Source organism: Rossellomorea vietnamensis (genome assembly GCF_025398035.1).
In the GTDB taxonomy this organism is placed as follows: Bacteria; Bacillota; Bacilli; order Bacillales; family Bacillaceae_B; genus Rossellomorea; species Rossellomorea vietnamensis_B.
This window is the reverse complement of record NZ_CP104558.1, coordinates 1236948-1263417: the sequence shown is the minus strand read 5'-3', so window position 1 is coordinate 1263417 and position 26470 is coordinate 1236948. Positions and strand designations below refer to the sequence as shown.

The window sequence follows — 26470 nt, the reverse complement described above, 5'->3', positions numbered from 1 at the left end:
TCCGTCCCTCATTTCATCGATTTGAATCCCCTGAAGCGGTTACGGTTTCCCAGTGAGTGGAAGAAGAGGAGAAGGGAGAGAAAGAGGATGGGGGACGTGATATAAACCGGTACCAGGTGCATAAGGCCAAGGATATTTATGAAGAAACTGATCACGATCAGTAGAAGGAGGATTCCGTATTTCATTTTTGCGAGCATAGCCATTCCCTCCGAACATTGTCTTATAACCATGTATATGAAGGGGAAATGGAGAACATGAATCGATTTTGACAATATTGTGAAATACCATACAAACAACTTGCCAATACAAGTGGAAACGTGATATATTATCAGTGTGAAGTTGATCACAAGCAAACATATACCCCTTTGTTTGACCGTGAAAAATTTCTCCCATCCCCTTTGTTCGTATTGAAAAACCGATGTTGGAAACAACATCGGCTTTTCTTGTTTATACGGCTGTTTAATTATACTGAAATAATTATTGACTGATATATTTCCAAAAGGTTCCGTGCTTTGCAGGGAGCTTCTTCACTTTTTGCTGAAGTGTCCATTTCTTCATTTGTTTCTCTACTTCTTCTACCGATAGATCATATACAACAGCTATTTCCTTCGATGCAACAACCCGATAATACTTCATGAATACATCCAGTGGAGGCAACGGCTGTTTTTCCGGCTTTGATGCAAGCATTTCTTCAATGATGTGTACGTATACCTCATAGGAATACAATCCTGTAATCTTTAATCCCTCATCTTCAATATTCTCATTGAAGAAGACAAGCGTCGGAATTTCCTCCACTTCCATTTCAGAGGTAATCTTGACATCGCATTGAAAAGCTTTGGATGCGGAAGAAGAGTTGATATCGTTCATGAATTCCGTGAGATCAAGCTTGGCTGCCTGTGCGCATTCCTTCAGTACCTCAATATTGGAGATGTCTTGTTTCTGAAGGAATAATCGTTCTTGTAAAAAACGTAAAAAGCGGATCCCTGAGTGCTTTCCTTGAAGTTCTGCCGCTTTAATGGCGAATGAAGCGAGATAGGGTGAATCAATCGGATTCTCAATCCACAGGCTGCCGTCACAGGACATGCCGGAGCGACTCGCTGTTTTATCCCATTGCTGTGCAAGGTCCTCCTGCTTCCGTTTCGTCGCAAGGTTTAATGAGGCGAGCTGTCCGCTTAGAATATAGCGGATCCGGAAGTATTGTCCATACTCAATGTGCAATTTCTTTAATATTGGTTCAAGCGCCCAGCATTCCGGGCAAAGAGGGTCAACAAACATATATATTTCCAGAGGTTTCTTGTCACGCCCACACCCTTTGAGGTGATGCCAGCTAGTTGTTCTAGTCAATGGAAGAACCCTTGGAAGTTTCAGTATTTACCATATGATGGGCGGTTAATACAAGTCTGTGAAAAAAGTCATCCCTTACAGGACCCTCTAGGTTGACCTCATCCATTGCATCATGCATGCAACTTAACCATGCCTTAGCCCGTGACTCTGTGATGGGAAAGGGGAGGTGCCTTGCACGCAGCATGGGGTGTCCGTGTTCTTCTGTATAAAGAGCCGGTCCACCTAAATATTGAGTTAGGAATTGTTTCTGTTTACGAGCTGTCTCGGTTAAATCATCCGGAAAGATCGGTGCTAACTCAGGATGATTTGATACTCTATTATAAAAGGCTTCAACGAGCATGGAGAGTTTCTTTTCGCCGATAAGATTATAAGGCATTTGTGGTTTCTCGACCATAAGAATGACTCCTTTTTACTTAGATTGTATGTTCATTCTAGCAAGCATTCTTTCATATCTCAAACAAATCGCCTTACATCAACTGATTATTCCTAAATTAGTGTAGCCCGCTTTTGTCACTCTATTCCCAAATCCCATGAAATAGTGGGAAATATGGCTGGAGAGGCAATGGGGGTCGATTGGACCATCCAAGTCATAAAAAAAAGCGGGCCTATGAGGCCTGCTTTTTGAATGAGGACGGAATCGTTAGGCAAAATAGCGATCTGTCACTTTTTTTACGTATGAAGTGGTTTCTTTGAACGGTGGGATACCGTTGTATTTATCAACGTTTCCGGGACCTGCATTGTAGGCAGCCAGTGCAAGGTGGATGTCGCCATTGTACTTATCGAGCATTTGCTTTAAATATTTTGTACCGGCAAATACATTCTCTTCCGGATCAAATAGGTTGTTGACCCCAAGTCCTCGTGCTGTGCTCGGCATGAGCTGCATCAATCCCGTGGCGCCTGCAGGGCTGACGGCATCCGGGTTGAAATTGGACTCCTGTTTAATGACGGCTTGAATCAATTTTTTTGGAATGGCGAAGTGATCCGATGCACGGCTGATGATTTCATCGATCTCCTCAGGGGCATTCCAGTTCGGCTTGTTTAGAGCCGAAAGAGGATTGATTCCAATAGGGACCGAACTGGCTGATTGGGTCAGGAGGGCTCCATTGACGGCTCCAAGTGTTTGATTCAGATCTATATTTTGTTGGCTTGGTTGCAGGGCACTTGTTAATAATTGTTGAAACAAATCATTCGATTGACCAGTTGTATCCTGGAAAGAAGATACGGACCCGAGACTGTTCAAGGCTTGAAGCTCCATCATCGTTCTTAATTGTTGGACATTCATATATTTGACTCCTCTTTAATAAAACGCTTATTCCTATTCTATATCGGTCATGATCGATCCTGTTTTAATTTCTCCAAGTAAAAACGTTTGATTTTGTTATCTGTCTGACGAAGTGGGATCTGATGCTGCTCGAGTAATTCCAGGAATATCGCTTCGCCTGTTGTACGTTCTTTCACTTCATATTCGAGCTCATAGTCTTCCTTTTGCAGGTAAGAGCTATGGTCGAAAACAAGGAGACCATCCCTATAGGGGATTTCCACCCTGCTGGTTGAGAGTGTCCCGAAGTGTTGAAGGGACTCATAAGAGATGGAAAGGGAGTTCAGCACATCTCTGACTTCACCTTCCGGGAATAGCCCATCTTGTAAAAGAAAATACGATTGGTCTTTGGATAAGGGTTGATTCGTCTCCAGGAGATCTTCTTTCAACGGGGTCTTTAACGTCAACGTATACGTCCCGTTTTTCTCCCGGATCCGGAGGGCAGACTGCTTCTCCTTTAATTGATAATCCGGTGTATCGAAATAATGATTATCCTGAGAAATGAAATCTTCCTCCTTTATATGAAAATGTGAAGTCAATCGGTTGAATTCTTCTTCTGTTACAAGATTCTTAAATTCAATTTCAATTTCCTGTGCCATCACAAGCATCCTTTCCTTGCATACTTCCTCTATTATCTCTTTAATAAAAGGGAACTTCAATATTTAGATGAAATGGTTTTCTTATGTTAAAATGATACTGATTGTTTAATGGAAGGATGAAGAAAAGCATGAGGAAAATTGTTCAATTTAATCACACAACATATGAAAAAGGGACATTATATTTACATACGGACCAGTCAGAGCTCTTAGAAGGTACAACGGCGGCAGGTCAGATCATTGCAGATTCCGATCGCTATGCTTTCGTATACTTAGCTGAAAATGAAGAGGAATATGTATACTTATATTTGGAAGAGTCAATCTGGCCGGAATTAAGAAAAGCCCTTCATGATAAAGCGGAAGTCGTGGCAAAAAGTGAAAAAGATACACTCGAATTAACTCAATTTATAGAAGAGCTTGAGTATCTCATAGATAATATAGAAGGAAACGGGAACTACGGTGACGAAATGGTTAATAAGGTAGAGAACGTATTTCTTGAAAAGTAGGCGTTTAGAGGTGAGGGGAATGAATCACTGGGAACAATTTTTGGCTCCCTACAAGCAGGCGGTTGATGAATTAAAGATTAAGCTTAAGGGGATGAGGGGAGAATATGAACTTCATAACACTCATTCTCCCATAGAATTCGTGACTGGGAGAGTCAAACCGATCGCGAGTATCCTTGATAAAGCAAATCAAAAAGGAATCAAGCTATCCAATATTGGAACAGAATTGCAGGACATCGCAGGACTAAGGATGATGTGTCAATTTGTAGAGGATATTCATGTGGTGGTGGAAAAGCTCCGGGGCCGCAAGGATTTTACAATTATTGAAGAAAGAGACTATGTGACCCACAAGAAACAAAGCGGATACCGTTCTTATCATGTTGTCATCGACTATCCGGTACAAACGATCCATGGTGAAAAGAATATCCTGGTGGAAATTCAAATCCGTACGCTTTCGATGAACTTCTGGGCTACGATTGAACATTCGTTAAATTATAAGTACAGTGGACAAATTCCTGAACAAATCCGTCACCGTCTGCAAAGTGCTGCCGAAGCGGCATTCAGGCTGGATGAAGAAATGAGTTTGATCCGTGAAGAAATCCAGGAAGCCCAGGTCATTTTCACAAACAAAAAGGAAAAAGACCAGCGTGGATCTGAACCTAAACAGCAGGGGGTAAATGAATGAAGTTCGCTATTACATCAAAAGGTGATTCAAAGTCCAATACACTGATGCATAAAATGAGAACGTATCTCCAGGATTTCAACCTGATCTATGATGACGATCAACCCGATATCGTCATTTCAGTCGGTGGGGACGGTACACTGCTCTATGCTTTTCATCGCTATAGATCAAGGCTTGATAAGACGGCCTTTGTGGGTGTGCATACAGGTCACCTCGGCTTTTATGCAGACTGGGTGCCGGAAGAAATCGAGAAACTTGTCATTGCCATCGCCAAGACACCCTATCAGATCATTGAATATCCACTATTGGAAACGATTATCCGTTATCAACATGGTGGAAAAGAAACCCGTTATCTTGCATTGAATGAATCAACGGTTAAAAGCGTTGAAGGGACCCTGGTGATGGATGTTGAAATCCGGGGGCAGCATTTTGAACGGTTCAGGGGCGACGGATTATGCCTGTCCACTCCTTCAGGCAGTACGGCATATAATAAGGCACTGGGAGGGGCGATCATTCACCCGTCCTTACCCGCCATCCAATTCGCTGAAATGGCTTCCATCAATAATCGGGTGTTCCGTACCATCGGATCGCCCCTCATTTTACCTGCACATCATACATGCATGCTGAAGCCTGTGAATGGACCGGACTTCCTGGTGACGATCGATCATCTATCCCTCCTTCATAAAGATGTGAAAAGCATTCAATATCGTGTCGCAGATGAGAAAATCCGCTTTGCACGCTTCCGTCCTTTCCCGTTCTGGAAACGGGTGCATGATTCGTTTGTAGCGGATGAATAATGGGGAATCATAAGGTGAAGGGATATACGCTAAAATGGTGCATCCCTTCAACCTATGAAGGGATGCTGATGAGAGAGTTTCTAATCGATCAGCAATTGTCAAAGCGTACATTGACGGCAGTCAAGTTTGATGGAGGAAGGATCACCCTCAACGGAAAAGAAGAAAATGTCCGGCATCCACTTACTGCAGGAGATCTTCTTGAGGTGAGATTTCCTGAAGAAAGAGCAAGTGAATCCCTGGTGGCAGAAACAATCCCTCTCTCAATCATTTACGAAGATGATGATGTGCTCGTTGTGGACAAACCGTGGGGGATGAAAACGATCCCCACGAAAGAAGAGCCGACAGGAAGTCTTGCGAATGCCATATTGGGACATTTCAATCAACAGGACCTCGCTTCAACGGTACACATCGTCACCCGGTTGGATAAAGACACATCGGGACTGGTACTAGTGGCAAAACACCGCCACATTCATCATCTGTTCAGCCTTCAGCAGAAGGAAAGGGAAATCCACCGGACATATGAAGCCTTTGCAGAAGGGGTTATGAAAGGATCCGGATCGATAGAAGAACCGGTTGGAAGGAAAACCGACAGCATCATTGAAAGAGAAGTGCGGTCAGATGGACAATATGCCCTGACTCATTACAGGGTGGAAGATCAGTTCCCTGAATTTGCCCACCTGGAATTGAAGCTCGAAACAGGCAGAACCCATCAGATCCGTGTTCACCTTTCGTTCTTAGGCCATCCTCTTGCAGGAGATGATTTATACGGAGGAAGTGGTAAGCTGATAGGCAGACAGGCCCTTCATTGTAAAAGACTGCACTTTTTCCACCCGATTATGAAAGAATGGACGAACTTGGAGTGCCCCTTGCCCGATGATATGAGGATGCTGCTTGATAGCCAGTAAGAGATCCCTTTCAGTTAAACTGAAGGGATTTCTTTTTTTATATAATGAGACCGACAGGAGGAAAACTCATTCAACTTCCCGAAACTTCTCCGCCACGAAAGGCATGCTTGATGCTACACTCACTACTTCCAGTTCAGGGTATCTAAATGCAGAAAGCATTCCGCCAAACACGGCACCTGTATCGATATTGGCCGTTTTATTGAGGATGCGTGCTTCTTTCACCGGGGTGTGGCCGTATACGATCCAAGCTTCGCCTTGATAGTCACGTGCCCAGTCTTTTCTCACAGGGGTGCCGTCATCATTTTTTTCACCCGTTATGTCCCCGTAAAGGACGAAGGTTTTGACACGGTTTGATTGTTTTCCGATTAGTTCTTCTTTGATGTCTGCATGGGCAAGGATCAGCTTACCTTTATCCAATACATGGTATAAAGGGGATTGTTCATATAGTTCAATGAACATATCCCGATAGCGATTTCTTTCCTTTTCAGTGAGGGCACTCAGTTCTGCCACGGTTGTTTCGAGGCCGTGAAGGATTTTTACGTTGTTCCCTAAGAAATAACGGTAAAGCTTATTGCAATGATTCCCGGGAACATAATAAACAGTATCTTTTTGAAAAAGCCCGTATACTGTTGAGATCGTCTCCAGGGAGTGATGTCCCCGATCCGTCAGGTCTCCCATGAAACCAAGTTTCCTTCCATAAGGATGAACAGGAAGTCCGGTGCCCCATTCATACCCAAGCTTTTTCGTCAACTCTCTAAATTCGGTAAAACAGCCATGAACATCACCGATAATATCCAATTTCATGGGGATCCCACTCCTTTACCTGCCTTTTTTCTTTTCTTTTCACGTATTTTATGACATATTAATAATTCAGCAATTCATGCATTTATGATTCGTCAGGCATTAGTATGACATATTAAAGCAAAGGAATACATAGATGGTTATGATTTCATAAGAGACAATTGTGTTGAGATTTGCTAGTATTATTACGACTATATTCAATGAAGTTATGAAGGAGGGTGTATTGGATGTCTGAGGTTACTCAAGAACAGGAGAATGACAGAGATAAGCAGGAAAAGGAAATGTATGATGAAGACCTTCTCATCAGAGCCCTTCAAGAAGAAGATCTGGATTTGTTTCGTTCAGAATTTGTTCAATTACACTCCTATGATCAAGCAAAGTTTTTCTCTAAAATAGATGAAGACTTACGAAGCCGGCTGTATCATTATCTTTCACCGGAAGAAATGGCGGAGCTTTTTGAAAGTCTGGATATTGATGAAGAAGATTATCAGGATATCCTGGCCGAAATGAATCCTACATACGCAGCCGAAATGCTTTCTAATATGTATGCCGATGACGCAGTGGATGTTTTGAATGAACTGGATAAAGATCAGGTAGTCAGTTATTTGACAATCATGAATGATGAATCGGCTAAAGAGATTAAAGAGTTATTGCATTATGAAGAATACACAGCTGGTAGTATCATGACCACTGAGTTCGTGGCCATTTCAAAGAATCAGACGGTCAGATCTGCCATGTATATATTGAAAAACGAAGCACCCAATGCGGAGACGATCTACTATATCTATGTGGTGGATGATGACAAAAAGCTTGTAGGGGTCATATCCCTTAGAGATTTGATCATCAGCCATGATGATGTGATGATTGGTGAAATTATGAGTGGCCGTGTCATGGCTGTCGGTGTCAGCGAAGATCAGGAAGCTGTCGCACGACAGATGAAGGATTACGACTTCCTTGCCCTACCGGTTGTTGATTTTCAACATCATCTACTTGGGATCATTACGGTTGATGACATCATGGACGTCATGGAAGAAGAGGCGTCCGATGATTACTCTAAACTTGCCGGTATCGCCGATCTGGATTCCATTGACAGAAGTCCTATAAATGCGGCCAAGAAGCGTCTCCCGTGGCTTATCGCCTTATTATTCCTCGGAATGTTCACTGCAAGCCTCATCGGAAGGTTTGAAGATACGTTGGATAAAGTGGCCATCCTTGCCGTGTTTATTCCATTGATTGCCGGAATGGCAGGAAATACTGGAACTCAGGCACTCGCCGTTGCCGTTAGGGGGATTGCCACAGGTGACCTGGAAAAGGAAAACAAGATGTCCCTTGTCTTTCGTGAAGCGGGAACAGGGCTGATTACCGGGACCACATGCGGGATTGTGGTCAGCATCATTGTGTACGTGTGGAAAGGCGAATTCTTTTTAGGGATCCTTGTCGGGGTCTCCGTATTGATTTCACTTTTCGTTGCTACCCTCGCAGGTACATTGGTGCCCCTCTTGATGCACAAGCTAAAAGTAGATCCGGCTGTCGCTTCCGGTCCTTTTATCACGACGATTAATGATATCATCAGTACTTTAATCTATCTTGGATTAGCGACGATGTTTATGAATTACCTAATATAGAGAGAAAAGGGGGAAATATGAATGGAACAACATGCATCTGTTGCATCCCTTGTGATCGTGATCATGGTAGCATTTTTAACTCCCATTTTGCTGCATCGATTCAAGTTGAATTTCATCCCGGTCGTAATCGCAGAGATTATCATGGGATTAGTTATAGGAAAGAGCGGGTTTAATCTCGTCCAGCAGGACATGTGGCTTGAGACATTATCTACCCTGGGGTTTATTTTCCTCATGTTCTTAAGCGGTCTTGAAATTGATTTTACCGCATTTTCTGGCGGAAAAAAGAAAAAAGAGCTTTTACCGAGTGGTAAAGAAGAACCTAACCGCTTGAAATTGGCGATTATCATTTTTATCGGTATTTTCTTTGTATCACTGGGACTATCTTATCTGTTTGTCCTGTTTGGACTTATCGATAATGCGTTCTTGATGACATTGATCATTTCCACGATATCACTTGGTGTTGTGGTACCTACGCTGAAAGAGGCACATATCACGAAAAGTGCCATCGGTCAGATCATTCTGCTGGTCGCTGTCATCGCTGACCTGGTGACCATGATTTTACTGGCTGTGTTCGTTTCCCTTTATGGAGAAGGACATGGGAATATGTGGCTTCTTCTGATTCTCTTTGGTGTAGGTCTGCTATTATACTTCCTGGCTAAGAGGCTGAAGAATAACCCCTTCATCAAAAGTCTGTCGACAGGGACTGTTCAAATTGGTACACGTGCGGTCTTTACCTTGATCATGTTACTGGTGGCAGTGTCAGAGACGGTGGGTGCGGAGAACATTCTGGGAGCTTTCCTTGCCGGTGTACTTGTATCCTTACTTGCACCGAATCAGGAAATGGTTCATAAGCTTGATTCATTTGGATATGGATTTTTAATCCCGATCTTCTTCGTGATGATCGGCGTGGAGCTGGACCTTGGCTCACTACTGAGTGACAAGAAAATGCTTTTACTCATTCCATTGCTGGTTCTCGCCTTCCTCGTTTCGAAGATCATCCCGGTATATTTATTGAGGTACTGGTATGATACGAAAACGACGATCGCTTCAGCATTTCTCCTAACGTCAACTCTGTCGTTGGTAATTGCTGCTGCAAAGATCGCAGAAAGGATTGAGATTATCACCCCTCAAATGAGTGGCACGCTCATCTTGGTGGCCGTGATTACATGTATCATCACACCTATCATCTTTAAGAAGCTTTTTCCAAGGGAAAGTGCTAAAGAGAAGAAGCTTAAAATAACGTTCCTGGGTGCCAATCAGCTTACCATGCCCGTTTCAAGGGAGCTTCAATCCTCCTTGTACGAGCCCGTCCTGTATCATACGAAACAGGATAAATCAGATCGAAGCATCGCGGATTCACTGTTCGATATCCATGAAATCGATGATTATGATCTCGGTACACTCCAGGAGAAGGAAATCTTTGAATCGGATATCCTCGTGATTTCAACTGGGGATGAAGAGGTGAATGCGACACTTGCAGTGACGGCGAAAGAGTATGGAGTAGGTCGTGTGATTGTAAGGGTGGAGAGCCCTGATCTGCATGAAAGTCTTCGCGAACAGGATATAGAAGTTTATTCTGTATTCTTATCAACGAAAGCTTTATTGAGGGCGCTCATTGAATCACCATCCGTCATGAGTATCTTGACCAATCAAGAAACATCCCTATACGAAATCCGCATGTTGAACAGTCAGTTTGAAGGAATGACACTCCGGAAATTCCCATTCACTGGAGACGTCATCTTCGTCCGGATCTTCAGAGGAAAGGACTCTATCGTTCCCCATGGGGATACAGAACTTCACATGAATGACCGTCTGATTGTCACAGGTTCTAAAGAATATGTCGATGAACTCAAACGAGAACTCGAATTCTGTGAATACTGCTAACATGAATCCTGCTTCCCAAGAAACATTTTTCTTGGGAAGTTTTTACTTTATAAAGGAGTATCATGACGTAATCCCTAATAGATAATAAAGATGAAAAGGAGGAAACCAATATGTGGGAAACCAAAATTGTGGAGATTCGGAAATTAGTGAAGGAAAGTATAAGAGGATTGTCTTATGAGGAATTGAATCAAAAACCTTCCCCCGGGGAGTGGAGCATTGCACAGATCATCCTTCATCTGGCCGGAGCGGAAACCCGCTTTTTGACTTTGGCCCTTGATTCTGCTGAAAATAGAGGGGGGAGAAGCGATTCCGATGTGGATTTATCGGTATTTGATGATCCATCCCAAAAAATGATAGCGCCAATCGAGCCTTCGACTGATCCACAGACCATGGAAGAGTTGATGAATGCATTGGATGAATCACGTTTACTCACCTCACACTTTCTGGAGAAATACACGAAAGAAGGCTTGAATTGTCAATCCATGAACCATCACCGATTTGGAGACATGCCGATTTGGCAGGTACTCGAACTTCTCGGGAAACACGAACAAAGGCATCTCGTGCAAATAGAAGATGTGAAAAAGAGAATAACATAGAAATTTTCTTTTCTTTTAAGGGATAGTGCGGTAGAATTAGTAGCAGGTACTAATAACATGTATTAATTAGGAGGATAATAATGACTCTTTCATTAAAAGGTAAAACATATGTTGTAATGGGAGTGGCGAATAAACGCAGTATCGCGTGGGGGATCGCCCGTTCACTTCATCAATCAGGTGCACGTTTGATCTTTACATATGCAGGGGAGCGTTTTGAAAAAGGTGTCAGGGATTTAGCCGGCACACTGGAAGGCGGGGAAGATTCACTCGTCCTTCCATGTGATGTGACGAATGATGAAGACATCGAAAAATGTTTTGCCACTATCAAAGAAGAAGTGGGAACGATTCATGGACTGGCTCATTGTATTGCCTTTGCCAATAAAGAAGAACTTGCCGGAGATTATATGAATACGACAAGAGACGGTTTCCTGCTTGCTCACAATATCAGCTCCTATTCACTGACTGCAGTGGCAAAAGTGGCGAAGGACCTTATGACTGAAGGCGGAAGCATCGTGAGCATGACGTACCTGGGCGGAGAACGAGTCATGCAGAACTATAATGTCATGGGAGTGGCAAAAGCCTCTCTTGAAGCGAGCGTAAAGTATCTTGCGAGCGACCTAGGGAAACACGGCATCCGGGTGAATGCCATTTCCGCAGGTCCGATTCGTACCCTGTCAGCCAAAGGTGTCGGGGACTTCAATAGCATCCTGAAAGAAATCGAAGAGCGCGCTCCGCTTCGTCGCAATACGACACAGGAAGAGGTCGGAGATACGGCGGTATTCCTTTTCAGTGATTATTCTAGAGGGATCACAGGAGAGAACCTTCACGTAGATTCAGGCTATCACGTATTGGGATAATAATAGAAAGAACGGCTGTGGGAAACATTCCCTCAGCCGTTTTTTTTATATTCCATAAACATGAAACCCCTGGGCGCTTTCTGCATACATATAAAAGTGGAGATCAATTAGGAGGTGTCTCAGTGAGAAAAGAGAAAAAAGCAGGGAGAGAACCCCTGCTGTATATAAACCAGCCGAGATTAGAAGAAGTGAAAGGCAATATGCAAGTTACTTACCGATCAGTCAAGAAACCCAAGTCAAAGGAAGAGAGTAATAAAAGTAAAAGGACACCAGAATTAGAAACATCATTAAAGTCATTAAACCAGGGGATACAAGAAGATAAATATGTAGATGAGCAGTTATTTTTGGACCAGGGGGAGCCCCAGGAAGAACCAAGTGTCCAACCGGTCCCTCAGTTGCCTGAACGGAAAACCGCCGCTTCTTCGTTCAGGAAATTAAAGCCATTCCGTGAATTGAACATAGAGGAGAAATTAGACTACATTTCTGCAAGCATTTCAGGCAAAGTACCTTTTCCTTGTGAATTTTCAAATGGTGTGTTGGCAGTGAAAGGCGTCATCCTGGAGGATTCCGGAAATGAAATAACCGTTAAAAGCTTTCAAGGGGAAGAAGTAAAAATGAGGAAGAATGAATTGCAATCCATCAAGATGATCGGCCTCCAATAAAAAAAGAGCCAGGCGGGATTCCCGGCTGGCTTATTTCCTCTGAACTTAGTTTATTTCGTCGCATTCCAAGAATACGTGTACATCTTTGATACATTGAATCGCACAGAAGCAATCCAGGTCGACTGTGATACACTCGCCGGTAAATACCCAGTCAGTGTTATTGCCCATAGTGTCCATTTCAGAACCGGATCCTGACCTAGAGCCAGAACCAGAACCATCAGCATAGTCAGGCTTTAACACTTGAAGAGTGGCACAGCAGTTATCAAAAACTTCCTTCACCCGGAAAAATGGTGATTTCCAAGGGCATCCTTTGATGTGCGCTTTAAACGTCTCACCGTTTTTTAGATATAATTTGAAGATACGAGTGTTCAACCGATTGGAAGGGCTCACCAATGAACCTAGTGGCTCAAGGAAACAATCATTTTTACAATCGTTACACTCCTGATTTGCTTCGTCTTGGATATCTTTAATAGCACGGACGGCTTGACATACGCAACCACGATCTTTTGAACTATTGTCTTTATCTCTTCCGCAACCCATATAGAAGTTCCTCCTTAAAATGAATTTCATTTACATTACTAACATATTGTCATGTAGGCAATTAGGTAACGGACATCTGCCCTCTTTTGTAAATTTGGGCTTGTATAATTTGTGAATTGAAGGGAGTCTTTCCATTGCAACTTACGTTGATAGAACTGTTCGCTCTCGGCTTAGCCATATTCCGGTTGACCCATCTCATTGTCTTCGATAAGATCACTGAGTTCTTAAGAGCTCCATTTTTCGATGAGTATGTTGAAGTGGAAGAGAATGGGGAAGAGGCGATTTATCTTTCTCCTAAAAAAGGTGGTTTGAAAGGGTTTATCGGAGAGTTATTGTCCTGTTATTGGTGTACGGGAATATGGGTATCAGGCTTTCTTTATGCAGGCTATTGCTTTTTTCCATTGTACTTCGTCCCACTCATCACCCTTTTAGCCGTTGCGGGAATCGCTGCCATCCTGGAGACTGCGGTACAAAGTTGGAAAACAGACTGAATCTATAGGTAATTAGTGGAAACAAGCTCGGGTTTCTTCACATATACTAAAAAGGGAATCAGGATAAAGGAGGAAATAAAAAGTGAAGAAAACCTCTACAAATACACAGAAACAAGGAAACTCATCCACTAAGAAAAAAGGGTGCGGCTGTGGGTCAAAAGTGAAAAAAAACTAAGACTGCTCAAATTGGGCAGTCTTTTTTTAATAAAAAACGACTTTATGAAAAAAATAAAGGTGAGTACAAACAAAAGAGGGATCTGTCATGAATAAAAAAAGGATCATCATTCCACTTTCATTATGCGTTTTGATTGGATGTGCCAATAAGGAAGATGGAAGTGATAGCAAGATTGCACTTATGAAGAAAACCAATCCGCCCCCCATTGAATTAGTGGACAATCCAGAGACTGACAGTTACGGTCACGCCATCAAAAGGGAAATTTCCAAAATGAAGGAGCTTTATGATGTCGCTGTCATCCAGGGAAAGAAAGAAACGCTCGTTGTTTACAAGGTTAAGCACTTGCACAGATTCAAAATGAAAAAGATTGAAAAGAAAATGGACCGGTATTTGGAAGATAAATATCCAAAGGAAGATTTTATATTGTCCAGTGACTATAAAATCTTTCTCGAAACCATCCGCTTAAAAGAAAAACTGAAAAATGGGTCTATCTCAAAAAAAGATGCTGAAAAAAGATTCCGGGATATCGTGAAGCTGCAAAAAGAGAAAACGTAGGAGGAATGTTTCGTGTCAAAACCACAAAAAACACCCGAACAAAAGAAGTACGAGCAGTTAGAAAAACAATATGAAACGAAGCGGCCCCTACTGAAAAATGTCGTGAAAGCATTCTTTGTGGGAGGCTTCATCTGTTTGATCGGACAGGCGGTAACGTATATGTACATCTATTATTTCAACTTCACTGAGCAGACTGCAGGGAACCCTACGGTTGCGACGATGGTCTTTCTTGCCATGCTCCTGACCGGCTTTGGGGTGTATGACCACATTGGCCAATTTGCTGGGGCAGGAAGTGCCGTCCCTGTCACAGGCTTCGGGAACGCCGTGATTTCTGCCGCCATTGAGCACAGAACAGAAGGACTCGTCCTCGGTGTTGGAGGCAATATCTTTAAACTGGCAGGATCTGTCATTGTCTTCGGGGTATTCTCAGCCTTTGTCGTGGCATTGATAAAGACCATTCTAATCCAGCTGGGGGTGATCTGATGCTGCAAGGGACACGTTCGTGGGTATTTCCTGGGAATCCGGCCATCCTTTCCACCGGTGTCGTCGGTGGGCCTTTTGAGAAAAAAGGAAACCTCACTGCAGACTTCGATCAATTTTATGATGATGTATGGATGGGGCAGGGAACGTACGAAAAAGCCAACCGGACTCTCATCGAGGACGCCGTTCAGATCGCACTCGAAAAACAATCACTGCAAAAAAGCGATATCCAATTTTTTTTAACCGGTGATCTGATCAATCAAATCACCCCTTCAAGTTTTGCGGCAAGAACCAATGGAATTCCTTATTTCGGTTTGTTCGGTGCGTGTTCGACATCGATGGAGGGCCTCGCACTTTCGGCCTTTTTAGTGAATTATCATGGAGCCCGTCATGTGGTTACGGGAGCCTCCAGTCACAACTCTGCTACCGAGAAGCAATTCCGCTACCCTACTGAATATGGCGGGCAGAAACCCCCGACGGCCCAATGGACGGTTACAGGTGCCGGCTATGCTGTGATTGGAGAAGGGACATCCGTCACCGTGCCGACTCCGAGAGTGACATCCGCAACGATCGGGAAGGTTGTGGATATGGGGTTGAAAGATCCATTTAATATGGGTGGGGCCATGGCCCCGGCAGCTGTAGATACGATTGTTGGTCATTTTCAGGATCTGGGAAGGGATTCTTCGTACTATGATCTTATTATTACAGGCGATCTTGCCACAATTGGAAGGCAGACGGCTGTTGAAATGTTGAAACAAAAAGGCTACGCGCTCCCTGATGGTCTGTTTCAAGATTGCGGGATGCTGATTTACGGTGAAAACCAGCCGGTTCAATCAGGAGCAAGCGGGCCTGGATGTTCAGCCACCGTACTTTACGGCCATTTATTGAATGAGATGAAAAAAGGAACGTACAAACGTATTTTAGTCATCGCGACAGGAGCATTGTTGTCACCCTTGACATTTCAACAAGGAGAGTCGATTCCTTGTATCGCCCATGCGGTGTCGATTGAATTTATGTAGATCTGAAAGGAGGAAACCAAGTGTTAGCGATGTTTTTTTGGGCCTTTACAATAGGTGGAATCATCTGTGTGATCGGTCAATTATTGTTTGATGTGGCGAAACTGACTCCGGCGCACACATTAAGTCTGCTGGTAGTCTCGGGAGCCATCCTTTCAGGCTTCGGATTATACGAGCCCCTTATCGATTTTGCCGGGGCGGGAGCGACCATTCCCATTACGAGCTTTGGGAACGCACTCGTCAATGGGGCGATGCAGGAAGCCGGTGAACACGGATTGGTGGGAGTCCTTACCGGTATGTTTGAAGTCACGAGTTCAGGGATCTCATCCGCCATTATCTTCGGCTTTATTGGTGCGCTCCTGTTCAAACCAAAGGGATGATGAGGTGAACAAAGATGCCTGAATACTTGCAGGTGGCACTAAGAAGTATATTTATCCTGCTTTCCCTTTTTGCAATCACTAAATTATTGGGGAAGAAACAGTTGTCGAAGTTATCCTTCTTCGAATACATCACAGGGATTACAGTTGGGAGCATTGCAGGGACTCTTTCAATGGATTTGAACCTGCCCTTGAGTGAAGGGCTGATGAGTATCTTATTATGGTTTGCATTTCCCCTCCTGTTTTCTTTCCTGTCCTTGAAGAGCATTCGCTTTAGGAGGTTTGCTGAAGGCAAGCCTACGGTATTCATAAAGGATGGAAATATTGATGAAAAAGCGTTGAAGAAGGAGAAGTATTCCGTTGATGAAATGCTTGAACAACTACGGAAAAAGGATGTGTTCCGCGTTGCAGATGTGGAATTTGCATCCCTTGACACGAACGGTGATTTAAGTGTTTTGTTGAAGAAAGAAAAACAACCCCTTGTAAGAGAAGATGTATTTGATATATCACAAAAATCCACCCCGCCTCAAGCCGTGATCACAGATGGGAAAATCGATCAAAAAGCCCTGGCTGAAGTGGGTTTTCCCTTGCCATGGTTGGTTCGGGAGTTGTCTAAACGGAAACTGACGGTGGAGTCCGTCTTTCTGGCACAATTGGATTCTGAAGGCAACCTGACCTTTGATCTGTACGATTGGACAAACACACAATAAAATATCCAAAAGCCCATACGTTCTCCCCTCTTAGTACATATGTTATAAGAGACTAAAGGTAAAAGAGAGGTGAATTTATATGTATGGATATGGATACGGTGGCTGTGGATATGGTGCCGGCTGTGGATATGGCGGCGGTTATGGCTCAACGTTTGTATTGATCGTTGTGCTTTTCATTCTCTTGATTATCGTTGGAGCAAGTTTCTGTTAGAAAGGGGTACAAAAGGCAGAATCCTCATTGGAGAGATTTTGTCTTTTTGTTTTGTACAAAAAAGAATACATCAATTCAAATTATTTATATATTCAATTCACGCTCCTGGGTTTTTTACATATGATGCTTATAGTTAAAAGGAGGCGTGATGGAAATGAATAATAACTTTTTTAAGAATTTAGAGAAGAAGACAGGCGTTAACATGAACGAAGTGTTAGAGCTTGCGAACTCTTTACAAAATGCAAATTTCAAAGATGAAGCAACGGTTAGAAGCGTCATCAAACGTGTATCTAAAATCGCCAATAAACCTGTAAACAAGGAAATGGAAGATAAAATTGTCCAATCGATCGTGAACGACGGGAAGCAATTGGACTTCGGAACAATCTCCAACATGTTAAACAAGGGGAAAAAATAAAGAAGGAATCAAACTCAAGGAGAATGGACATAAAACAACGTGAAGCCACGTATTTTATGTTAATTCTTCTTTCTTTTTTATAGGAAGTATTAAAGAGACAGGTAGGTAAGCGTGAGTGCGTTTTTAACAATCTGAAATTGGGTAAATAAAACCAAGGAGGTCATAAAAATGGGATATATTGCGCCGATTCCTCACTATCAGTACAAACAGTATCAGGAAAGAGATATCAAAGTTGATCGACACCACTTCAATTTTTTCCCCATACAACCAATTAAACCACTGAAAAATAAATCACAGGCACACCCAGAAGGAGCAGGCGATCATGTTCAGCCTTCCATTCAGGGAAAGGCTCCATACGAGAACCTTAGAAAATCATCCATCCCCTCCAATTTATTAGCACAGCTCACAGGAAAAGGAAAACACTTTAACGAATATGTGTAGTGAACCGATTTCTATGGGGGTATTGACTTGAAACTAGAGAAATTCACAGAACATTGCTTTGCATTTACCGGTGCGGTTACGATCGGATATTGTGTAAAAGATGGAAAGGGGCTTTTAATCGATAGCGGATTGGATGATTCGGCAGTGAAGAAGATGAAGAGGATATTGGACGGAGAGGGACTTCCCCTCGATTATTGCGTGATCACCCATGCCCACGCCGATCATTTTGGCGGTGCCAGGTATCTTAAGAGTAAATATGATATTCCATTGTTTGCCCTGAAATTTGAAAAAGCGATTATTGAGAATTCCATTTTAGAACCCATCTATTTGTTCAATGGGGCTGTTCCAATAAGTGACTTAAGGAATAAATTTCTTGAGGGACAGGCAGTCGAGGTGGATGGAGAACTATTAATAGGAGAAAATATCATTGGTCCGTTTATTTTTGAGGTCATTGATTTACCAGGGCATTCGCATAGTCAGGCAGGTCTTCTGGTTGATGGTATTTTATATGCAGCGGACAGTTATTTTGGAAGTGAGACGTTAAAGAAGCATGTGATCCCCTTTATTGTGGATGCAGACCTTACATTGGAATCGTTAGAAAGACTCCTTCACATATCCTGTAAAGGAGCGATCCCGGGTCATGGCCGGTTCGAAGAAGACATCTCTCAAACGGTGAAGAATAATATCGAACTTCATGAAGAAAGAATGAACTCCCTTTTAGATGTGATAAATACAAGCCCTGGCGGTAAGACATTTGATCATATCATGAGGGAATACTTAGAATTACATAGTATCAACGTCTCGAATGTGGGGCAGTGGCTGCTATTCAGAACATCGGTCACGGCCTACCTCACAAGTCTTGAACGGAAGAAACTTCTCTCCTTTTTGATTCAACACAATGAACTGATTATTAAACCCCGTTAGTATCCTTGAACCAACAAGGTTTTTCCATCTTCCCATTCTGCGTAAAGCACGTCTTTGGAGGAGTGGAAGCCTTGTTTTTTTATTTCATTCAATAACCAAGTATCTTCTTGCCCGGCAAGGGTTAAGTTATCATAGACAATTTCACCATCTACGATAAAGGCAAGAGGGAGGGTGGCTGCCTTGATTGGGAGTTGAAGATCCTGTCGTTGAACCATGTCATATAGCGGCTTACGGATGACGCTCAACGTTCCGTCTGATTCAAGAAGGGCATATTCACATTCCCTGACAGAAAATACATCCTTTGCCCGGAGTAAATGCTGAAGCTGATTCAAATCCAGATGATTTTTTTTGAGTTCTTTAAAATTGATATGTCCTTTATTGATGATCAATGAAGGGGTCCCCTCGAGCATATGGCGGAACCGCCTTGATTTTTGAGTGAAGAATTCAGTAATGAAGATCAGACTCCCCCAAATCGAAATGGCAGCAAGAATTTGGTATACGGTTGTTTTCCCATCATAAAGGGAGTTTCCCACGAGCTCACCAAGAATTAAAGCGGAAATGAAGTCAAAGGCTGATATTTGCGTGATTTGTGTTTTTCCGAGGATTTTTGTCAAAATGAGTAGTGCAAAATATCCGACGATTAATTCAATGGCAATGGACTTGATTTCCATGATGATCCCCCTTTCCATACCTTTCACCATTATCGCCGGGATGGGTGGTGAATATACGAAGGGATAAACAAAAAAGAACAGAGAATCCAGGCCTGAAACTGGACTCTCTGTTCTATTCAGATGGTTTTTTTCATTGTTTTATGAGGGATGCCGGCATCGAGGAATTCCTCGGAAGTAACCTGATACCCTAATCCTTCGTAAAAAGGGATGGCATAGGTTTGGGCATTTAATTTCAATTGTGATAAAGGCTGCCGCTTCGCATATTCCTCAATGGCGAGCATCAATTCACGTCCGGCACCTTTCCCCCTGGTGGATTTAAGGATACAGACCCTTTCCACTTTTCCGACTCCATCGAGAATGCGAAATCGTCCTGCCCCGACCGCCTTGTTATCCTCATAGAGAACGAAATGAGTGGAGTCGTTTTCATACTCATCGATTTCTTCTTCCAGGGGAACCTGCTGTTCCACTACAAAGACCGTCTTTCGTATATGGAATACCTCTTGGATCTGATCCTCTGTCTTGGCAACTTCGACAATCACCGTTTACTGTTCCTTCCCTAATCGGAACGTTTCGTACACGGTCCAGGAGCCGTTCTCTAACTGATAAAGCAAGTGGAAGCGGTCGATGATTTCCTCATGATCGATGCCCAGCATGCTCAATGATCCGAAAATATCCGAATGCTCATCATTCGAAAGCTTCTGGGCAATCGTGATGTGAGGGACGAAAGCGAATTCCGGTTCGTCACCCATGAAGTTTTGGTTATGCATGTCATCGTGCAACCCCTGAAGTTCAGGTTTTGACTCGACCTTGAAATAAATCACATTGTTTACAGGTTGAAAGGAACTTACTTTGTACACCTTTAAATTAAATGGATCGTATTTCTTTGAAATCACGGAAAGCTTTCCTGCGATATCTTTAATTTGATCGTCGTCTGCACTAAAGACATTTTTCAATGTCAAATGTGGCGGAACCAATGCATAATGAGGATCATAGCGTTTCCTATAAGAGTTCGCGATATCTTGAAGCTTTTTCGATGGGAAAATGACTATACCATAATTCATTTTCTTCAATCCTCCTCTATTTAACTATCATTGTCATATGTATAGTATAGCAAATTTTTCAAAAATTTAATATAGGGCGAACGAAAGAGCAATGGGATGATTACTGAAGCTTACGGCTGATCTAAAGAGACAAGGGAGGAACCCCTTGCCTTTTAGATCAGCTAAAACATTAGCTTCAATGCACGTTTTAAATCAGGCTGCCAATGCTTCCATGTATGGTCCCCGTCGAATTCATCGTAAAAGGAACTGAATCCTTTTTGATCGAATGTTTCATGAAGCTGACGGTTTGGTTTTAAGAAATCCTTTACTTTGCCATCTGTCGTCTTCACTTCGGTTTCCTGCAACCCTATTATATGGTAAATGCTTAACAGATGAGGCTGTGTGAAATCTTCCACGGCATCAAGGACTTTTTCATTGACGAAAGGAGATTGAAGGAGAACCTTGCCGAATGTGTTCGGGTATTTCAAAGCAGTCATCAAAGAGACGGTCGCCCCCAATGAATCTCCGATAAGGGCACGTCCCATCCCCATATGATAAGTTGGGTAATGCTCATCTAAATAAGGGACCAGTTCATGTGCCAGAAAGCGGATATACGCATCGTTTTCCTCACCGTGGGGATGATATTTCCGTCTGCGATCCTCTACGTCTTTATATGAAACCCCCACAATGATCATATTTTCGATTTCCTTGTTTGAAAGCAATTCATCCGCGAGTCGCGGAATCCTTCCCAGCTGGAAGTAATCTTTGCCATCCTGAGCAATGAGAAGGGTGTATTTATAAAGGGGAGAGTAGGTTGCCGGTAAATAAACCAGCATCTTCATCTCTTCGTTTAATTCTTTACTAAAGAGGTTTAATTCGGTTACAGTTCCTCTTACAGTTGTCATGACGATAGCCTCCTAGAATGATTGTTAACGTTTACAGAAAGATTGTACCATAATCTCTTTCATAATTCCCAAAAGCGGTTTGCAATACGAAAATTCAAAAGAGTGTTATAATTTTTATACAATCATGCCTGTTTAGAAAGGGGAATAACAATGAATAAACCTGTCCATTCAAGAGATGTAACCAAAGCTGCACTCCAAAGATTGAAAGATCGGGGAGTGAGGATAGAAGATATAGCCGAGATCGTCTTTGAAATGCAGTATCCATATAATCATGATCTTACGATGGATGATTGTATTGATAGTGTGAAGAGAGTTTTATTAAAAAGGGAGATTCAGCATGCCATTTTGGTAGGGGTGGAGCTGGATCAGCTTGCTGAAGAGAAGAAGCTTTCTGAACCCCTTCAATCGATTGTAGAAATGGATGAAGGACTGTTTGGAGTCGACGAGACCATTGCACTGGGGGCTGCTTTAGGCTATGGAAGCATTGCCGTCACCACATTCGGCCATCTGGATAAGAATAAAATTGGCATCATCAGGGAGCTGGATACGAAAAAAGGGAATGGTGTACATACCTTTTTAGATGATATCGTAGCAAGCATCGCTGCAAATGCATCTTCAAGGATAGCCCATACTCAGAGGGACATGGAAGAAAATATTTCCGAAGAAGATAAGTTGAAGTTCGAGGACGAGGAATTGATTGGCTGAAATACTATCTGATATATAACAGCGGGGGACTGAAGAAAGAGTTAGCTCTTCAGTCCTTTTTGTGTGGACAAATATACATGGCAGGTGAAAAGGGAGGTAATTCCTGTAACCGCTTTATACATTTCCTATACATCTCGAGGTTCGGGATAAAGGGAACTGTATGACATGGTTATTGTATAAAAGGGTTTTTTATGAAAAATGTTAAAAGTTTATGTATTTGATTTGACAAGATTGTTACAGATTGTGTTACAATTATTTCGTTAACGTACAAAATTTAATAGGGGGGATTAGAATATGAAAAAACGCAGTTTATTTCTAAGCACTGCACTACTTCTAGTTCTATCTGTCGTTCTTGCTGCATGTGGCGGTGGATCAGGTGGAGGTTCATCATCTGATGGTGAAGGTAACAAAGAGGTTGACTTCATTGGAATTGCTACAGGTGGTACAGGGGGTACATATTACCCGTTGGGCGGAACATTCGCTAAGATTATCGAAGATGAAACCGGAATCAAGTCCTCAGCATCCACTTCAGGTGCATCTGCTGAAAATATGGCCGCTGTGAAAGACGGTAAAACTGAAATCGCTTTTACGCAAACGGATATTGCATCTTATGCGTCTGAAGGTACAGAAATGTTCAAGGACAACAAGGTAGAGAACGCAAGAGGTATTGCGACACTTTATCCAGAAACAATCCAGATCGTTACAACAAAGGATTCAGGTATCAAATCAGTTGAAGATCTAAAAGGGAAAGTCGTTTCTGTAGGTGAAGCTGGATCTGGTACTTTACTGAATGCCACTCAAATCCTTGAGGTTCATGGGATCAAGCTGGAAGACTTAGAAGCTCGTAATCTATCATTTGATGATTCAACGACAGGGATCCAGGATGGTACCATCGATGCGGCATTCATCACATCAGGTACTCCGACTGGAGCGGTTGAAGGTCTGGCTGCAACAGAAGACATCGCAATCGTACCTGTTGAGTCAGATAAAGTCAGCGAATTGATCGAGAAGTATCCTTACTACTCAGAGGATGAAATCCCGGCTGGAACATACAGTAAAGTGGATGACGCAGTGACAACGGTTGCCGTTCGTGCCATGCTTGTGACGAACGCTGACATTTCTGAAGATGTCATCTACGATGTGACAAAAGCCATTTTTGAAAACACGGATAAAATCACCCACGCCAAAGGTAAGCTGATCAAAGCTGAAGATGGACTTAAAGGTATGGGAATCGAATTACATCCTGGTGCAAAGAAATACTTTGATGAAAAAGGAATTTCAATGGAATAGTTTCACACCAGAAGATGGACGAAGGGATAGGCCGCTAATACGGTCTATTCTTTTGTTTTGGTTTAAGCTAATTCCAAGCCTCTAGCAAAACGGACAATAAATGGAATGGTGGGGAATTCTTGATGAAGAAATTTTCATTCATGGGTGCGATTCTCCTTATTCTTTGTGTTGGAATCATCCTTTTTATACCCTTGCAAACTTTTTTAGTGATAGAACCGAGAAGTACAACGGGGGACCCGGTCCTTTTCGGACTTCCGGAGGATCATTCCTTTTCGGTTCGCTATACACACTCTATTCATCTATCAGAAGTAGAGGAATTTTACCATCAAACATCTTCCAATCAAATTCAACAAACCCAATTACTCTATGAAGATACTGCCATTGGGATGCCGGCCAATGCAGAGGGAAATGAAACCTTTGAAGTGACGAAGGAAGGCAAATATTTAATTTCTAATATGGATAAAGTGTTCCCATTCATTGATATCCGGATCGGACAGGTCGTCGCCAATCACCGCCTTGTGATAAACGGAAAGGAATATCCTTTAGCCGACTATTTTGATAAAGGCTCCGTCGTTCGGGTTCAGATAATGAAACAATCACTTTATGATCAGTGGAAAGGAGTGACTGTAGTTGGAAAAAGATAAAGAATTTGAATCATTGACTGCAGAACAACAACAAGAGTTACTAGAGAAATACGATCCAGAATCATCTACAAGAAAATTCCATCATGGGATATTCAAATGGATCATATTCTTCGGATTATTGGCATTTTCACTATTTCAATTAGTAGCATCGATCTTTCAATTCATCCCTAGGCAATTATTGTTATCCATTCACTTAGGGTTCGCTCTTTCTTTAGTGTTCCTCTTATTCCCTGCCCGGAAGAAGAATCTGAAGAAGGATAAGATCGCCTGGTATGACGTCGTTCTTTCAGTCATTTCGATTGGGATCGGTGCTTATTGGCCGATCATGCAGGATGATATCGTCAGCCGGGTGGGATTGATGACCTCCCTTGATTTCTATGTCGGTTTCGCTGCTATGATCCTTGTACTTGAAGCAACCCGTCGTGCAGTGGGGTTACCGATCACCATCATTGCTTCTGCGTTCATCCTGTATATGTATTATGGCAGATTGATGCCTGGATTCCTTGCCCATAGAGGATATGACTGGGATGATATCGTTAAAACGATGTTCTTTACAAGTGAAGGGATCCTGGGTACTCCCCTATATGTATCAGCGACCTTCATCTTCCTGTTCTTATTGTTCGGGGCGTTCCTGGTGAAAACCGGCGTCGGACAATACTTTAATGATTTGGCCGTATCCATTGCCGGGAAACGTGTAGGAGGGCCCGCAAAGGTTGCCATTTTCTCCAGTGCCCTTCAAGGGACGATCAGTGGAAGCTCGGTCGCAAACGTCGTGACTTCGGGTTCCTTCACGATTCCTATGATGAAGAAGCTTGGGTACCGTAAAGAGTTTGCCGGTGGAGTAGAGGCTGCTGCTTCGACAGGTGGTCAGCTGATGCCTCCGATCATGGGAGCTGCCGCATTCCTGATGGTCGAGTTTATCGGAGGGATTTCCTATTGGGATATTGCGAAAGCTGCCTCGATTCCTGCCGTCCTGTATTTTACCGGGATTTGGATTATGACTCACTTTGAAGCGAAACGTATCGGTCTTCGTGGATTATCAGATGAAGAAATGCCCAACCGTAAAGAAGTATTCAAAAAGATTTATCTGCTGCTTCCGATACTGACGGTCATCATTCTGTTGGTAAGCGGGATGAGTGTCATGCGTGCTGCACTGTGGTCGATTGTTGCCACTATCGTCATCAGTGCCATACGAAAAGATACAAGGATCGGTTTCAAGGATGCTGTGGATGCCCTTGTTGACGGCGCCAGAACTGCCTTGTCTGTAGCCGTGGCGACAGCTGCCGCCGGTATGATCGTAGGTGTTGTAACGAAAACGGGGTTAGGATTGACCCTGGCAAATGGATTGGTGGACCTGGCTGCAGATCTGACCAATACAACAGAAGGCAAGCTGATCCTAACATTGATCTTCACGATGATAGCGTCGATCGTACTCGGCATGGGTTCTCCGACAACGGCGAACTATGTCATAACTTCCACCATCGCTGCTCCTGCGATTATTCTATTAGGGGCACCGGAGCTTGCGGCACATTTATTCGTGTTTTACTTCGGGATCATTGCTGATATCACGCCTCCAGTGGCGCTGGCTGCATTCGCCGCGGCCGGGGTATCGGGAGGGGAGCCGATACGGACAGGGGTCAATTCCGCTAAATTGGCCATCGCTGCCTTTATCATCCCCTATATGTTCGTCCTGTCACCTGAACTGTTAATGATCGATACGACCATTCCTAGATTACTTTGGGTCGTCTTCACGGCCGTAACGGGGATGATGGCGATCGGGGCAGGTATGATCGGATATTGGTACCGTCGAGTGTTCGTCATAGAACGTTTCCTTTGCGTAGCAGCCGGATTATTACTGATTTATCCTGAGGGGATGTCAGACATTATTGGTCTGGTATTATTCGGTATCATGCTTGCGCTGCAATTCTTTATTAAGAGAGAAGATAAAACACCAACAAGAGCAACGGCATAACACAATAAGAGGCTGTTACCCCATTCATGGGCTAACAGCCTCTTATTTATTGTAATCCCGTCTTGATATCGTCCGGTCAGAATGAAAATGGATGGGAGAAGCAGCTAAGATGTCATGAATCCTGAAGTTGCGGACATCTCTCCTGAAATAGCAATAAGCAGTGATATAATCCTTTTCAACTCTTTTCACCAGTATTCTCCTTTTCGAACACTTCTGCCCGGAAGTCATGTAAATGATTTCAATGGGACATCGATCCATCAACGATCGCTCTAATAACCTCATCATATGGAAGCCCCTCTCAGATGATTGTATTGACATTGTATGCGAACGAATGTTCT

At 43.1% G+C, this 26470-nt stretch carries 35 protein-coding genes; 23 read left to right on the top strand and 12 right to left on the bottom strand.

The features are described 5' to 3' along the window. Nucleotides 1–8: 8 nt before the first annotated feature. From N5C46_RS06520 to N5C46_RS06500, 5 genes are all read right to left on the bottom strand, one after another. Nucleotides 9–197 carry a hypothetical protein gene (locus tag N5C46_RS06520; protein WP_261751386.1) on the bottom strand — a complete coding sequence of 63 codons (189 nt, stop codon included), beginning with the start codon at nucleotides 195–197 and terminating at the stop codon, nucleotides 9–11. 280 nt (nucleotides 198–477) lie between these two features. After that, nucleotides 478–1344: a ClpXP adapter SpxH family protein gene (locus N5C46_RS06515; RefSeq protein ID WP_261751385.1), complete on the bottom strand. Its 867-nt coding sequence runs from the start codon at nucleotides 1342–1344 to the stop codon at nucleotides 478–480. Further along, entirely contained in the window at nucleotides 1337–1738 is a 402-nt protein-coding gene (locus N5C46_RS06510; protein ID WP_261751384.1) for a globin domain-containing protein, read from the bottom strand. The genes N5C46_RS06515 and N5C46_RS06510 overlap by 8 nt, the downstream gene beginning before the upstream one ends. Before the next feature lie 246 nt (nucleotides 1739–1984). Continuing rightward, a complete protein-coding gene (locus N5C46_RS06505) occupies nucleotides 1985–2626 on the bottom strand; it encodes a lytic transglycosylase domain-containing protein (RefSeq protein ID WP_261751383.1) in 642 nt (213 codons plus the stop codon). 47 nt (nucleotides 2627–2673) lie between these two features. Further along, nucleotides 2674–3261 carry a CYTH domain-containing protein gene (locus N5C46_RS06500; RefSeq protein WP_261751382.1) on the bottom strand — a complete coding sequence of 196 codons (588 nt, stop codon included), beginning with the start codon at nucleotides 3259–3261 and terminating at the stop codon, nucleotides 2674–2676. A gap of 128 nt (nucleotides 3262–3389) precedes the next feature. Here N5C46_RS06500 and N5C46_RS06495 point away from each other — a divergent pair, with 128 nt between their 5' ends. From N5C46_RS06495 to N5C46_RS06480, 4 genes are read left to right on the top strand one after another with little or no spacing between them, the layout of a single operon-like run. Further along, the gene (locus N5C46_RS06495; RefSeq protein ID WP_261751381.1) at nucleotides 3390–3764 is read left to right on the top strand and encodes a UPF0738 family protein; all 375 of its coding nucleotides are present in this window, start codon (nucleotides 3390–3392) and stop codon (nucleotides 3762–3764) included. A 19-nt stretch (nucleotides 3765–3783) separates the two neighbouring features. Continuing rightward, complete coding sequence (locus N5C46_RS06490; protein ID WP_261751380.1) at nucleotides 3784–4446, top strand: GTP diphosphokinase; 663 nt, start codon at nucleotides 3784–3786, stop codon at nucleotides 4444–4446. Next, nucleotides 4443–5240 carry an NAD kinase gene (locus tag N5C46_RS06485; protein WP_060670229.1) on the top strand — a complete coding sequence of 266 codons (798 nt, stop codon included), beginning with the start codon at nucleotides 4443–4445 and terminating at the stop codon, nucleotides 5238–5240. The genes N5C46_RS06490 and N5C46_RS06485 overlap by 4 nt, the downstream gene beginning before the upstream one ends. 14 nt (nucleotides 5241–5254) lie before the next feature. Then, nucleotides 5255–6145, top strand: a complete 891-nt coding sequence (locus N5C46_RS06480) for an RluA family pseudouridine synthase (RefSeq protein WP_261751376.1) — start codon at nucleotides 5255–5257, stop codon at nucleotides 6143–6145. Between the two features lie 66 nt (nucleotides 6146–6211). On the opposite strand, the gene prpE is transcribed toward N5C46_RS06480, so the two are convergent. Continuing rightward, nucleotides 6212–6949, bottom strand: a complete 738-nt coding sequence (gene prpE / locus N5C46_RS06475) for a bis(5'-nucleosyl)-tetraphosphatase PrpE (protein ID WP_261751375.1) — start codon at nucleotides 6947–6949, stop codon at nucleotides 6212–6214. Between the two features lie 278 nt (nucleotides 6950–7227). Here prpE and mgtE point away from each other — a divergent pair, with 278 nt between their 5' ends. The 5 genes from mgtE to N5C46_RS06450 all read left to right on the top strand — a co-directional run bounded on the left by mgtE (nucleotide 7228) and on the right by N5C46_RS06450 (nucleotide 12570). After that, the gene (gene mgtE, locus N5C46_RS06470) at nucleotides 7228–8571 is read left to right on the top strand and encodes a magnesium transporter (protein WP_261752293.1); all 1344 of its coding nucleotides are present in this window, start codon (nucleotides 7228–7230) and stop codon (nucleotides 8569–8571) included. 21 nt (nucleotides 8572–8592) lie between these two features. Further along, nucleotides 8593–10455 (top strand): monovalent cation:proton antiporter family protein, encoded by a 1863-nt coding sequence (locus N5C46_RS06465; protein ID WP_261751374.1) that lies wholly within the window; start codon nucleotides 8593–8595, stop codon nucleotides 10453–10455. A 110-nt stretch (nucleotides 10456–10565) separates the two neighbouring features. Beyond that, entirely contained in the window at nucleotides 10566–11051 is a 486-nt protein-coding gene (locus N5C46_RS06460; RefSeq protein WP_261751373.1) for a DinB family protein, read from the top strand. A gap of 80 nt (nucleotides 11052–11131) precedes the next feature. Continuing rightward, a complete protein-coding gene (gene fabI, locus N5C46_RS06455) occupies nucleotides 11132–11908 on the top strand; it encodes an enoyl-ACP reductase FabI (protein ID WP_034763489.1) in 777 nt (258 codons plus the stop codon). A 122-nt stretch (nucleotides 11909–12030) separates the two neighbouring features. Beyond that, nucleotides 12031–12570, top strand: a complete 540-nt coding sequence (locus tag N5C46_RS06450) for a spore coat CotO family protein (protein ID WP_261751372.1) — start codon at nucleotides 12031–12033, stop codon at nucleotides 12568–12570. 45 nt (nucleotides 12571–12615) lie between these two features. Here N5C46_RS06450 and N5C46_RS06445 read toward each other — a convergent pair whose 3' ends face one another. Continuing rightward, complete coding sequence (locus tag N5C46_RS06445; RefSeq protein ID WP_261751371.1) at nucleotides 12616–13110, bottom strand: CotY/CotZ family spore coat protein; 495 nt, start codon at nucleotides 13108–13110, stop codon at nucleotides 12616–12618. A gap of 134 nt (nucleotides 13111–13244) precedes the next feature. On the opposite strand from N5C46_RS06445, the gene N5C46_RS06440 reads away from it, so the two are divergent. The 10 genes from N5C46_RS06440 to N5C46_RS06395 all read left to right on the top strand — a co-directional run bounded on the left by N5C46_RS06440 (nucleotide 13245) and on the right by N5C46_RS06395 (nucleotide 18905). Then, nucleotides 13245–13601, top strand: coding sequence for a DUF1360 domain-containing protein (locus tag N5C46_RS06440; RefSeq protein ID WP_261751370.1), 357 nt, complete (start codon nucleotides 13245–13247; stop codon nucleotides 13599–13601). Nucleotides 13602–13863: 262 nt separating this feature from the next. Beyond that, nucleotides 13864–14331, top strand: a complete 468-nt coding sequence (locus N5C46_RS06435) for a sporulation protein (RefSeq protein WP_261751369.1) — start codon at nucleotides 13864–13866, stop codon at nucleotides 14329–14331. Between the two features lie 12 nt (nucleotides 14332–14343). Further along, entirely contained in the window at nucleotides 14344–14814 is a 471-nt protein-coding gene (spoVAC, locus tag N5C46_RS06430; RefSeq protein ID WP_261751368.1) for a stage V sporulation protein AC, read from the top strand. Beyond that, entirely contained in the window at nucleotides 14814–15830 is a 1017-nt protein-coding gene (spoVAD, locus tag N5C46_RS06425) for a stage V sporulation protein AD (RefSeq protein ID WP_261751367.1), read from the top strand. The genes spoVAC and spoVAD overlap by 1 nt, the downstream gene beginning before the upstream one ends. 20 nt (nucleotides 15831–15850) lie before the next feature. Beyond that, nucleotides 15851–16207 (top strand): stage V sporulation protein AE, encoded by a 357-nt coding sequence (gene spoVAE, locus N5C46_RS06420; protein ID WP_034763503.1) that lies wholly within the window; start codon nucleotides 15851–15853, stop codon nucleotides 16205–16207. Between the two features lie 14 nt (nucleotides 16208–16221). Next, nucleotides 16222–16914 (top strand): DUF421 domain-containing protein, encoded by a 693-nt coding sequence (locus N5C46_RS06415; protein WP_261751366.1) that lies wholly within the window; start codon nucleotides 16222–16224, stop codon nucleotides 16912–16914. Between the two features lie 79 nt (nucleotides 16915–16993). Further along, complete coding sequence (locus N5C46_RS06410) at nucleotides 16994–17125, top strand: YjcZ family sporulation protein (protein ID WP_079534613.1); 132 nt, start codon at nucleotides 16994–16996, stop codon at nucleotides 17123–17125. Nucleotides 17126–17279: 154 nt separating this feature from the next. Beyond that, nucleotides 17280–17540: a sporulation-specific transcription regulator SpoVIF gene (locus N5C46_RS06405; RefSeq protein ID WP_034763965.1), complete on the top strand. Its 261-nt coding sequence runs from the start codon at nucleotides 17280–17282 to the stop codon at nucleotides 17538–17540. A gap of 168 nt (nucleotides 17541–17708) precedes the next feature. Continuing rightward, entirely contained in the window at nucleotides 17709–17981 is a 273-nt protein-coding gene (locus tag N5C46_RS06400; protein ID WP_261751365.1) for a hypothetical protein, read from the top strand. Nucleotides 17982–18008: 27 nt separating this feature from the next. Then, nucleotides 18009–18905 (top strand): MBL fold metallo-hydrolase, encoded by an 897-nt coding sequence (locus tag N5C46_RS06395; RefSeq protein WP_261751364.1) that lies wholly within the window; start codon nucleotides 18009–18011, stop codon nucleotides 18903–18905. Here N5C46_RS06395 and N5C46_RS06390 read toward each other — a convergent pair. The 4 genes from N5C46_RS06390 to N5C46_RS06375 all read right to left on the bottom strand — a co-directional run bounded on the left by N5C46_RS06390 (nucleotide 18902) and on the right by N5C46_RS06375 (nucleotide 21521). Continuing rightward, complete coding sequence (locus tag N5C46_RS06390; RefSeq protein ID WP_261751363.1) at nucleotides 18902–19576, bottom strand: DUF421 domain-containing protein; 675 nt, start codon at nucleotides 19574–19576, stop codon at nucleotides 18902–18904. The two genes, N5C46_RS06395 and N5C46_RS06390, sit on opposite strands and share 4 nt — an antisense overlap. A gap of 116 nt (nucleotides 19577–19692) precedes the next feature. Next, nucleotides 19693–20115 (bottom strand): GNAT family N-acetyltransferase, encoded by a 423-nt coding sequence (locus N5C46_RS06385; RefSeq protein ID WP_261751362.1) that lies wholly within the window; start codon nucleotides 20113–20115, stop codon nucleotides 19693–19695. A 3-nt stretch (nucleotides 20116–20118) separates the two neighbouring features. After that, nucleotides 20119–20637 (bottom strand): YjcG family protein, encoded by a 519-nt coding sequence (locus N5C46_RS06380; RefSeq protein WP_034763515.1) that lies wholly within the window; start codon nucleotides 20635–20637, stop codon nucleotides 20119–20121. A 161-nt stretch (nucleotides 20638–20798) separates the two neighbouring features. Next, nucleotides 20799–21521, bottom strand: a complete 723-nt coding sequence (locus N5C46_RS06375; protein ID WP_261751361.1) for an alpha/beta hydrolase — start codon at nucleotides 21519–21521, stop codon at nucleotides 20799–20801. 150 nt (nucleotides 21522–21671) lie between these two features. On the opposite strand from N5C46_RS06375, the gene N5C46_RS06370 reads away from it, so the two are divergent. From N5C46_RS06370 to N5C46_RS06355, 4 genes are all read left to right on the top strand, one after another. Further along, complete coding sequence (locus N5C46_RS06370) at nucleotides 21672–22226, top strand: phosphatidylglycerophosphatase A family protein (protein ID WP_261751360.1); 555 nt, start codon at nucleotides 21672–21674, stop codon at nucleotides 22224–22226. Nucleotides 22227–22520: 294 nt separating this feature from the next. Beyond that, entirely contained in the window at nucleotides 22521–23516 is a 996-nt protein-coding gene (locus N5C46_RS06365) for a TAXI family TRAP transporter solute-binding subunit (protein ID WP_261751359.1), read from the top strand. Nucleotides 23517–23638: 122 nt separating this feature from the next. Beyond that, on the top strand, nucleotides 23639–24160 hold the full coding sequence (locus N5C46_RS06360) for a DUF1850 domain-containing protein (protein ID WP_261751358.1): 522 nt from the start codon (nucleotides 23639–23641) through the stop codon (nucleotides 24158–24160). Further along, complete coding sequence (locus N5C46_RS06355) at nucleotides 24147–26132, top strand: TRAP transporter permease (protein WP_261751357.1); 1986 nt, start codon at nucleotides 24147–24149, stop codon at nucleotides 26130–26132. Before N5C46_RS06360 ends, N5C46_RS06355 begins: the two co-directional genes overlap by 14 nt. A gap of 42 nt (nucleotides 26133–26174) precedes the next feature. On the opposite strand, the gene N5C46_RS06350 is transcribed toward N5C46_RS06355, so the two are convergent. Then, the gene (locus N5C46_RS06350; protein ID WP_261751356.1) at nucleotides 26175–26417 is read right to left on the bottom strand and encodes a WYL domain-containing protein; all 243 of its coding nucleotides are present in this window, start codon (nucleotides 26415–26417) and stop codon (nucleotides 26175–26177) included. Nucleotides 26418–26470 lie beyond the last annotated feature (53 nt).

Excerpts from the sequence above, each read along its gene's own strand:
- N5C46_RS06380 (WP_034763515.1), bottom strand. The coding sequence starts at position 20,637 with ATGAATTATGGTATAGTCATTTTCCCATCGAAAAAGCTTCAAGATATC.
- N5C46_RS06405 (WP_034763965.1), top strand. The coding sequence starts at position 17,280 with ATGAATAATAACTTTTTTAAGAATTTAGAGAAGAAGACAGGCGTTAAC.
- N5C46_RS06505 (WP_261751383.1), bottom strand. The coding sequence starts at position 2,626 with ATGAATGTCCAACAATTAAGAACGATGATGGAGCTTCAAGCCTTGAAC.
- fabI (WP_034763489.1), top strand. The coding sequence starts at position 11,132 with ATGACTCTTTCATTAAAAGGTAAAACATATGTTGTAATGGGAGTGGCG.
- N5C46_RS06485 (WP_060670229.1), top strand. The coding sequence starts at position 4,443 with ATGAAGTTCGCTATTACATCAAAAGGTGATTCAAAGTCCAATACACTG.
- N5C46_RS06370 (WP_261751360.1), top strand. The coding sequence starts at position 21,672 with ATGAATAAACCTGTCCATTCAAGAGATGTAACCAAAGCTGCACTCCAA.
- N5C46_RS06510 (WP_261751384.1), bottom strand. The coding sequence starts at position 1,738 with ATGGTCGAGAAACCACAAATGCCTTATAATCTTATCGGCGAAAAGAAA.
- N5C46_RS06445 (WP_261751371.1), bottom strand. The coding sequence starts at position 13,110 with ATGGGTTGCGGAAGAGATAAAGACAATAGTTCAAAAGATCGTGGTTGC.
- N5C46_RS06390 (WP_261751363.1), bottom strand. The coding sequence starts at position 19,576 with ATGGAAATCAAGTCCATTGCCATTGAATTAATCGTCGGATATTTTGCA.
- N5C46_RS06490 (WP_261751380.1), top strand. The coding sequence starts at position 3,784 with ATGAATCACTGGGAACAATTTTTGGCTCCCTACAAGCAGGCGGTTGAT.
- N5C46_RS06365 (WP_261751359.1), top strand. The coding sequence starts at position 22,521 with ATGAAAAAACGCAGTTTATTTCTAAGCACTGCACTACTTCTAGTTCTA.
- N5C46_RS06410 (WP_079534613.1), top strand. The coding sequence starts at position 16,994 with ATGTATGGATATGGATACGGTGGCTGTGGATATGGTGCCGGCTGTGGA.
- N5C46_RS06495 (WP_261751381.1), top strand. The coding sequence starts at position 3,390 with ATGAGGAAAATTGTTCAATTTAATCACACAACATATGAAAAAGGGACA.
- spoVAD (WP_261751367.1), top strand. The coding sequence starts at position 14,814 with ATGCTGCAAGGGACACGTTCGTGGGTATTTCCTGGGAATCCGGCCATC.
- N5C46_RS06375 (WP_261751361.1), bottom strand. The coding sequence starts at position 21,521 with ATGACAACTGTAAGAGGAACTGTAACCGAATTAAACCTCTTTAGTAAA.
- N5C46_RS06400 (WP_261751365.1), top strand. The coding sequence starts at position 17,709 with ATGGGATATATTGCGCCGATTCCTCACTATCAGTACAAACAGTATCAG.
- N5C46_RS06460 (WP_261751373.1), top strand. The coding sequence starts at position 10,566 with ATGTGGGAAACCAAAATTGTGGAGATTCGGAAATTAGTGAAGGAAAGT.
- mgtE (WP_261752293.1), top strand. The coding sequence starts at position 7,228 with ATGTATGATGAAGACCTTCTCATCAGAGCCCTTCAAGAAGAAGATCTG.
- N5C46_RS06465 (WP_261751374.1), top strand. The coding sequence starts at position 8,593 with ATGGAACAACATGCATCTGTTGCATCCCTTGTGATCGTGATCATGGTA.
- N5C46_RS06500 (WP_261751382.1), bottom strand. The coding sequence starts at position 3,261 with ATGGCACAGGAAATTGAAATTGAATTTAAGAATCTTGTAACAGAAGAA.
- prpE (WP_261751375.1), bottom strand. The coding sequence starts at position 6,949 with ATGAAATTGGATATTATCGGTGATGTTCATGGCTGTTTTACCGAATTT.
- N5C46_RS06435 (WP_261751369.1), top strand. The coding sequence starts at position 13,864 with ATGAATAAAAAAAGGATCATCATTCCACTTTCATTATGCGTTTTGATT.
- N5C46_RS06350 (WP_261751356.1), bottom strand. The coding sequence starts at position 26,417 with ATGATGAGGTTATTAGAGCGATCGTTGATGGATCGATGTCCCATTGAA.
- N5C46_RS06415 (WP_261751366.1), top strand. The coding sequence starts at position 16,222 with ATGCCTGAATACTTGCAGGTGGCACTAAGAAGTATATTTATCCTGCTT.
- N5C46_RS06360 (WP_261751358.1), top strand. The coding sequence starts at position 23,639 with ATGAAGAAATTTTCATTCATGGGTGCGATTCTCCTTATTCTTTGTGTT.
- N5C46_RS06520 (WP_261751386.1), bottom strand. The coding sequence starts at position 197 with ATGCTCGCAAAAATGAAATACGGAATCCTCCTTCTACTGATCGTGATC.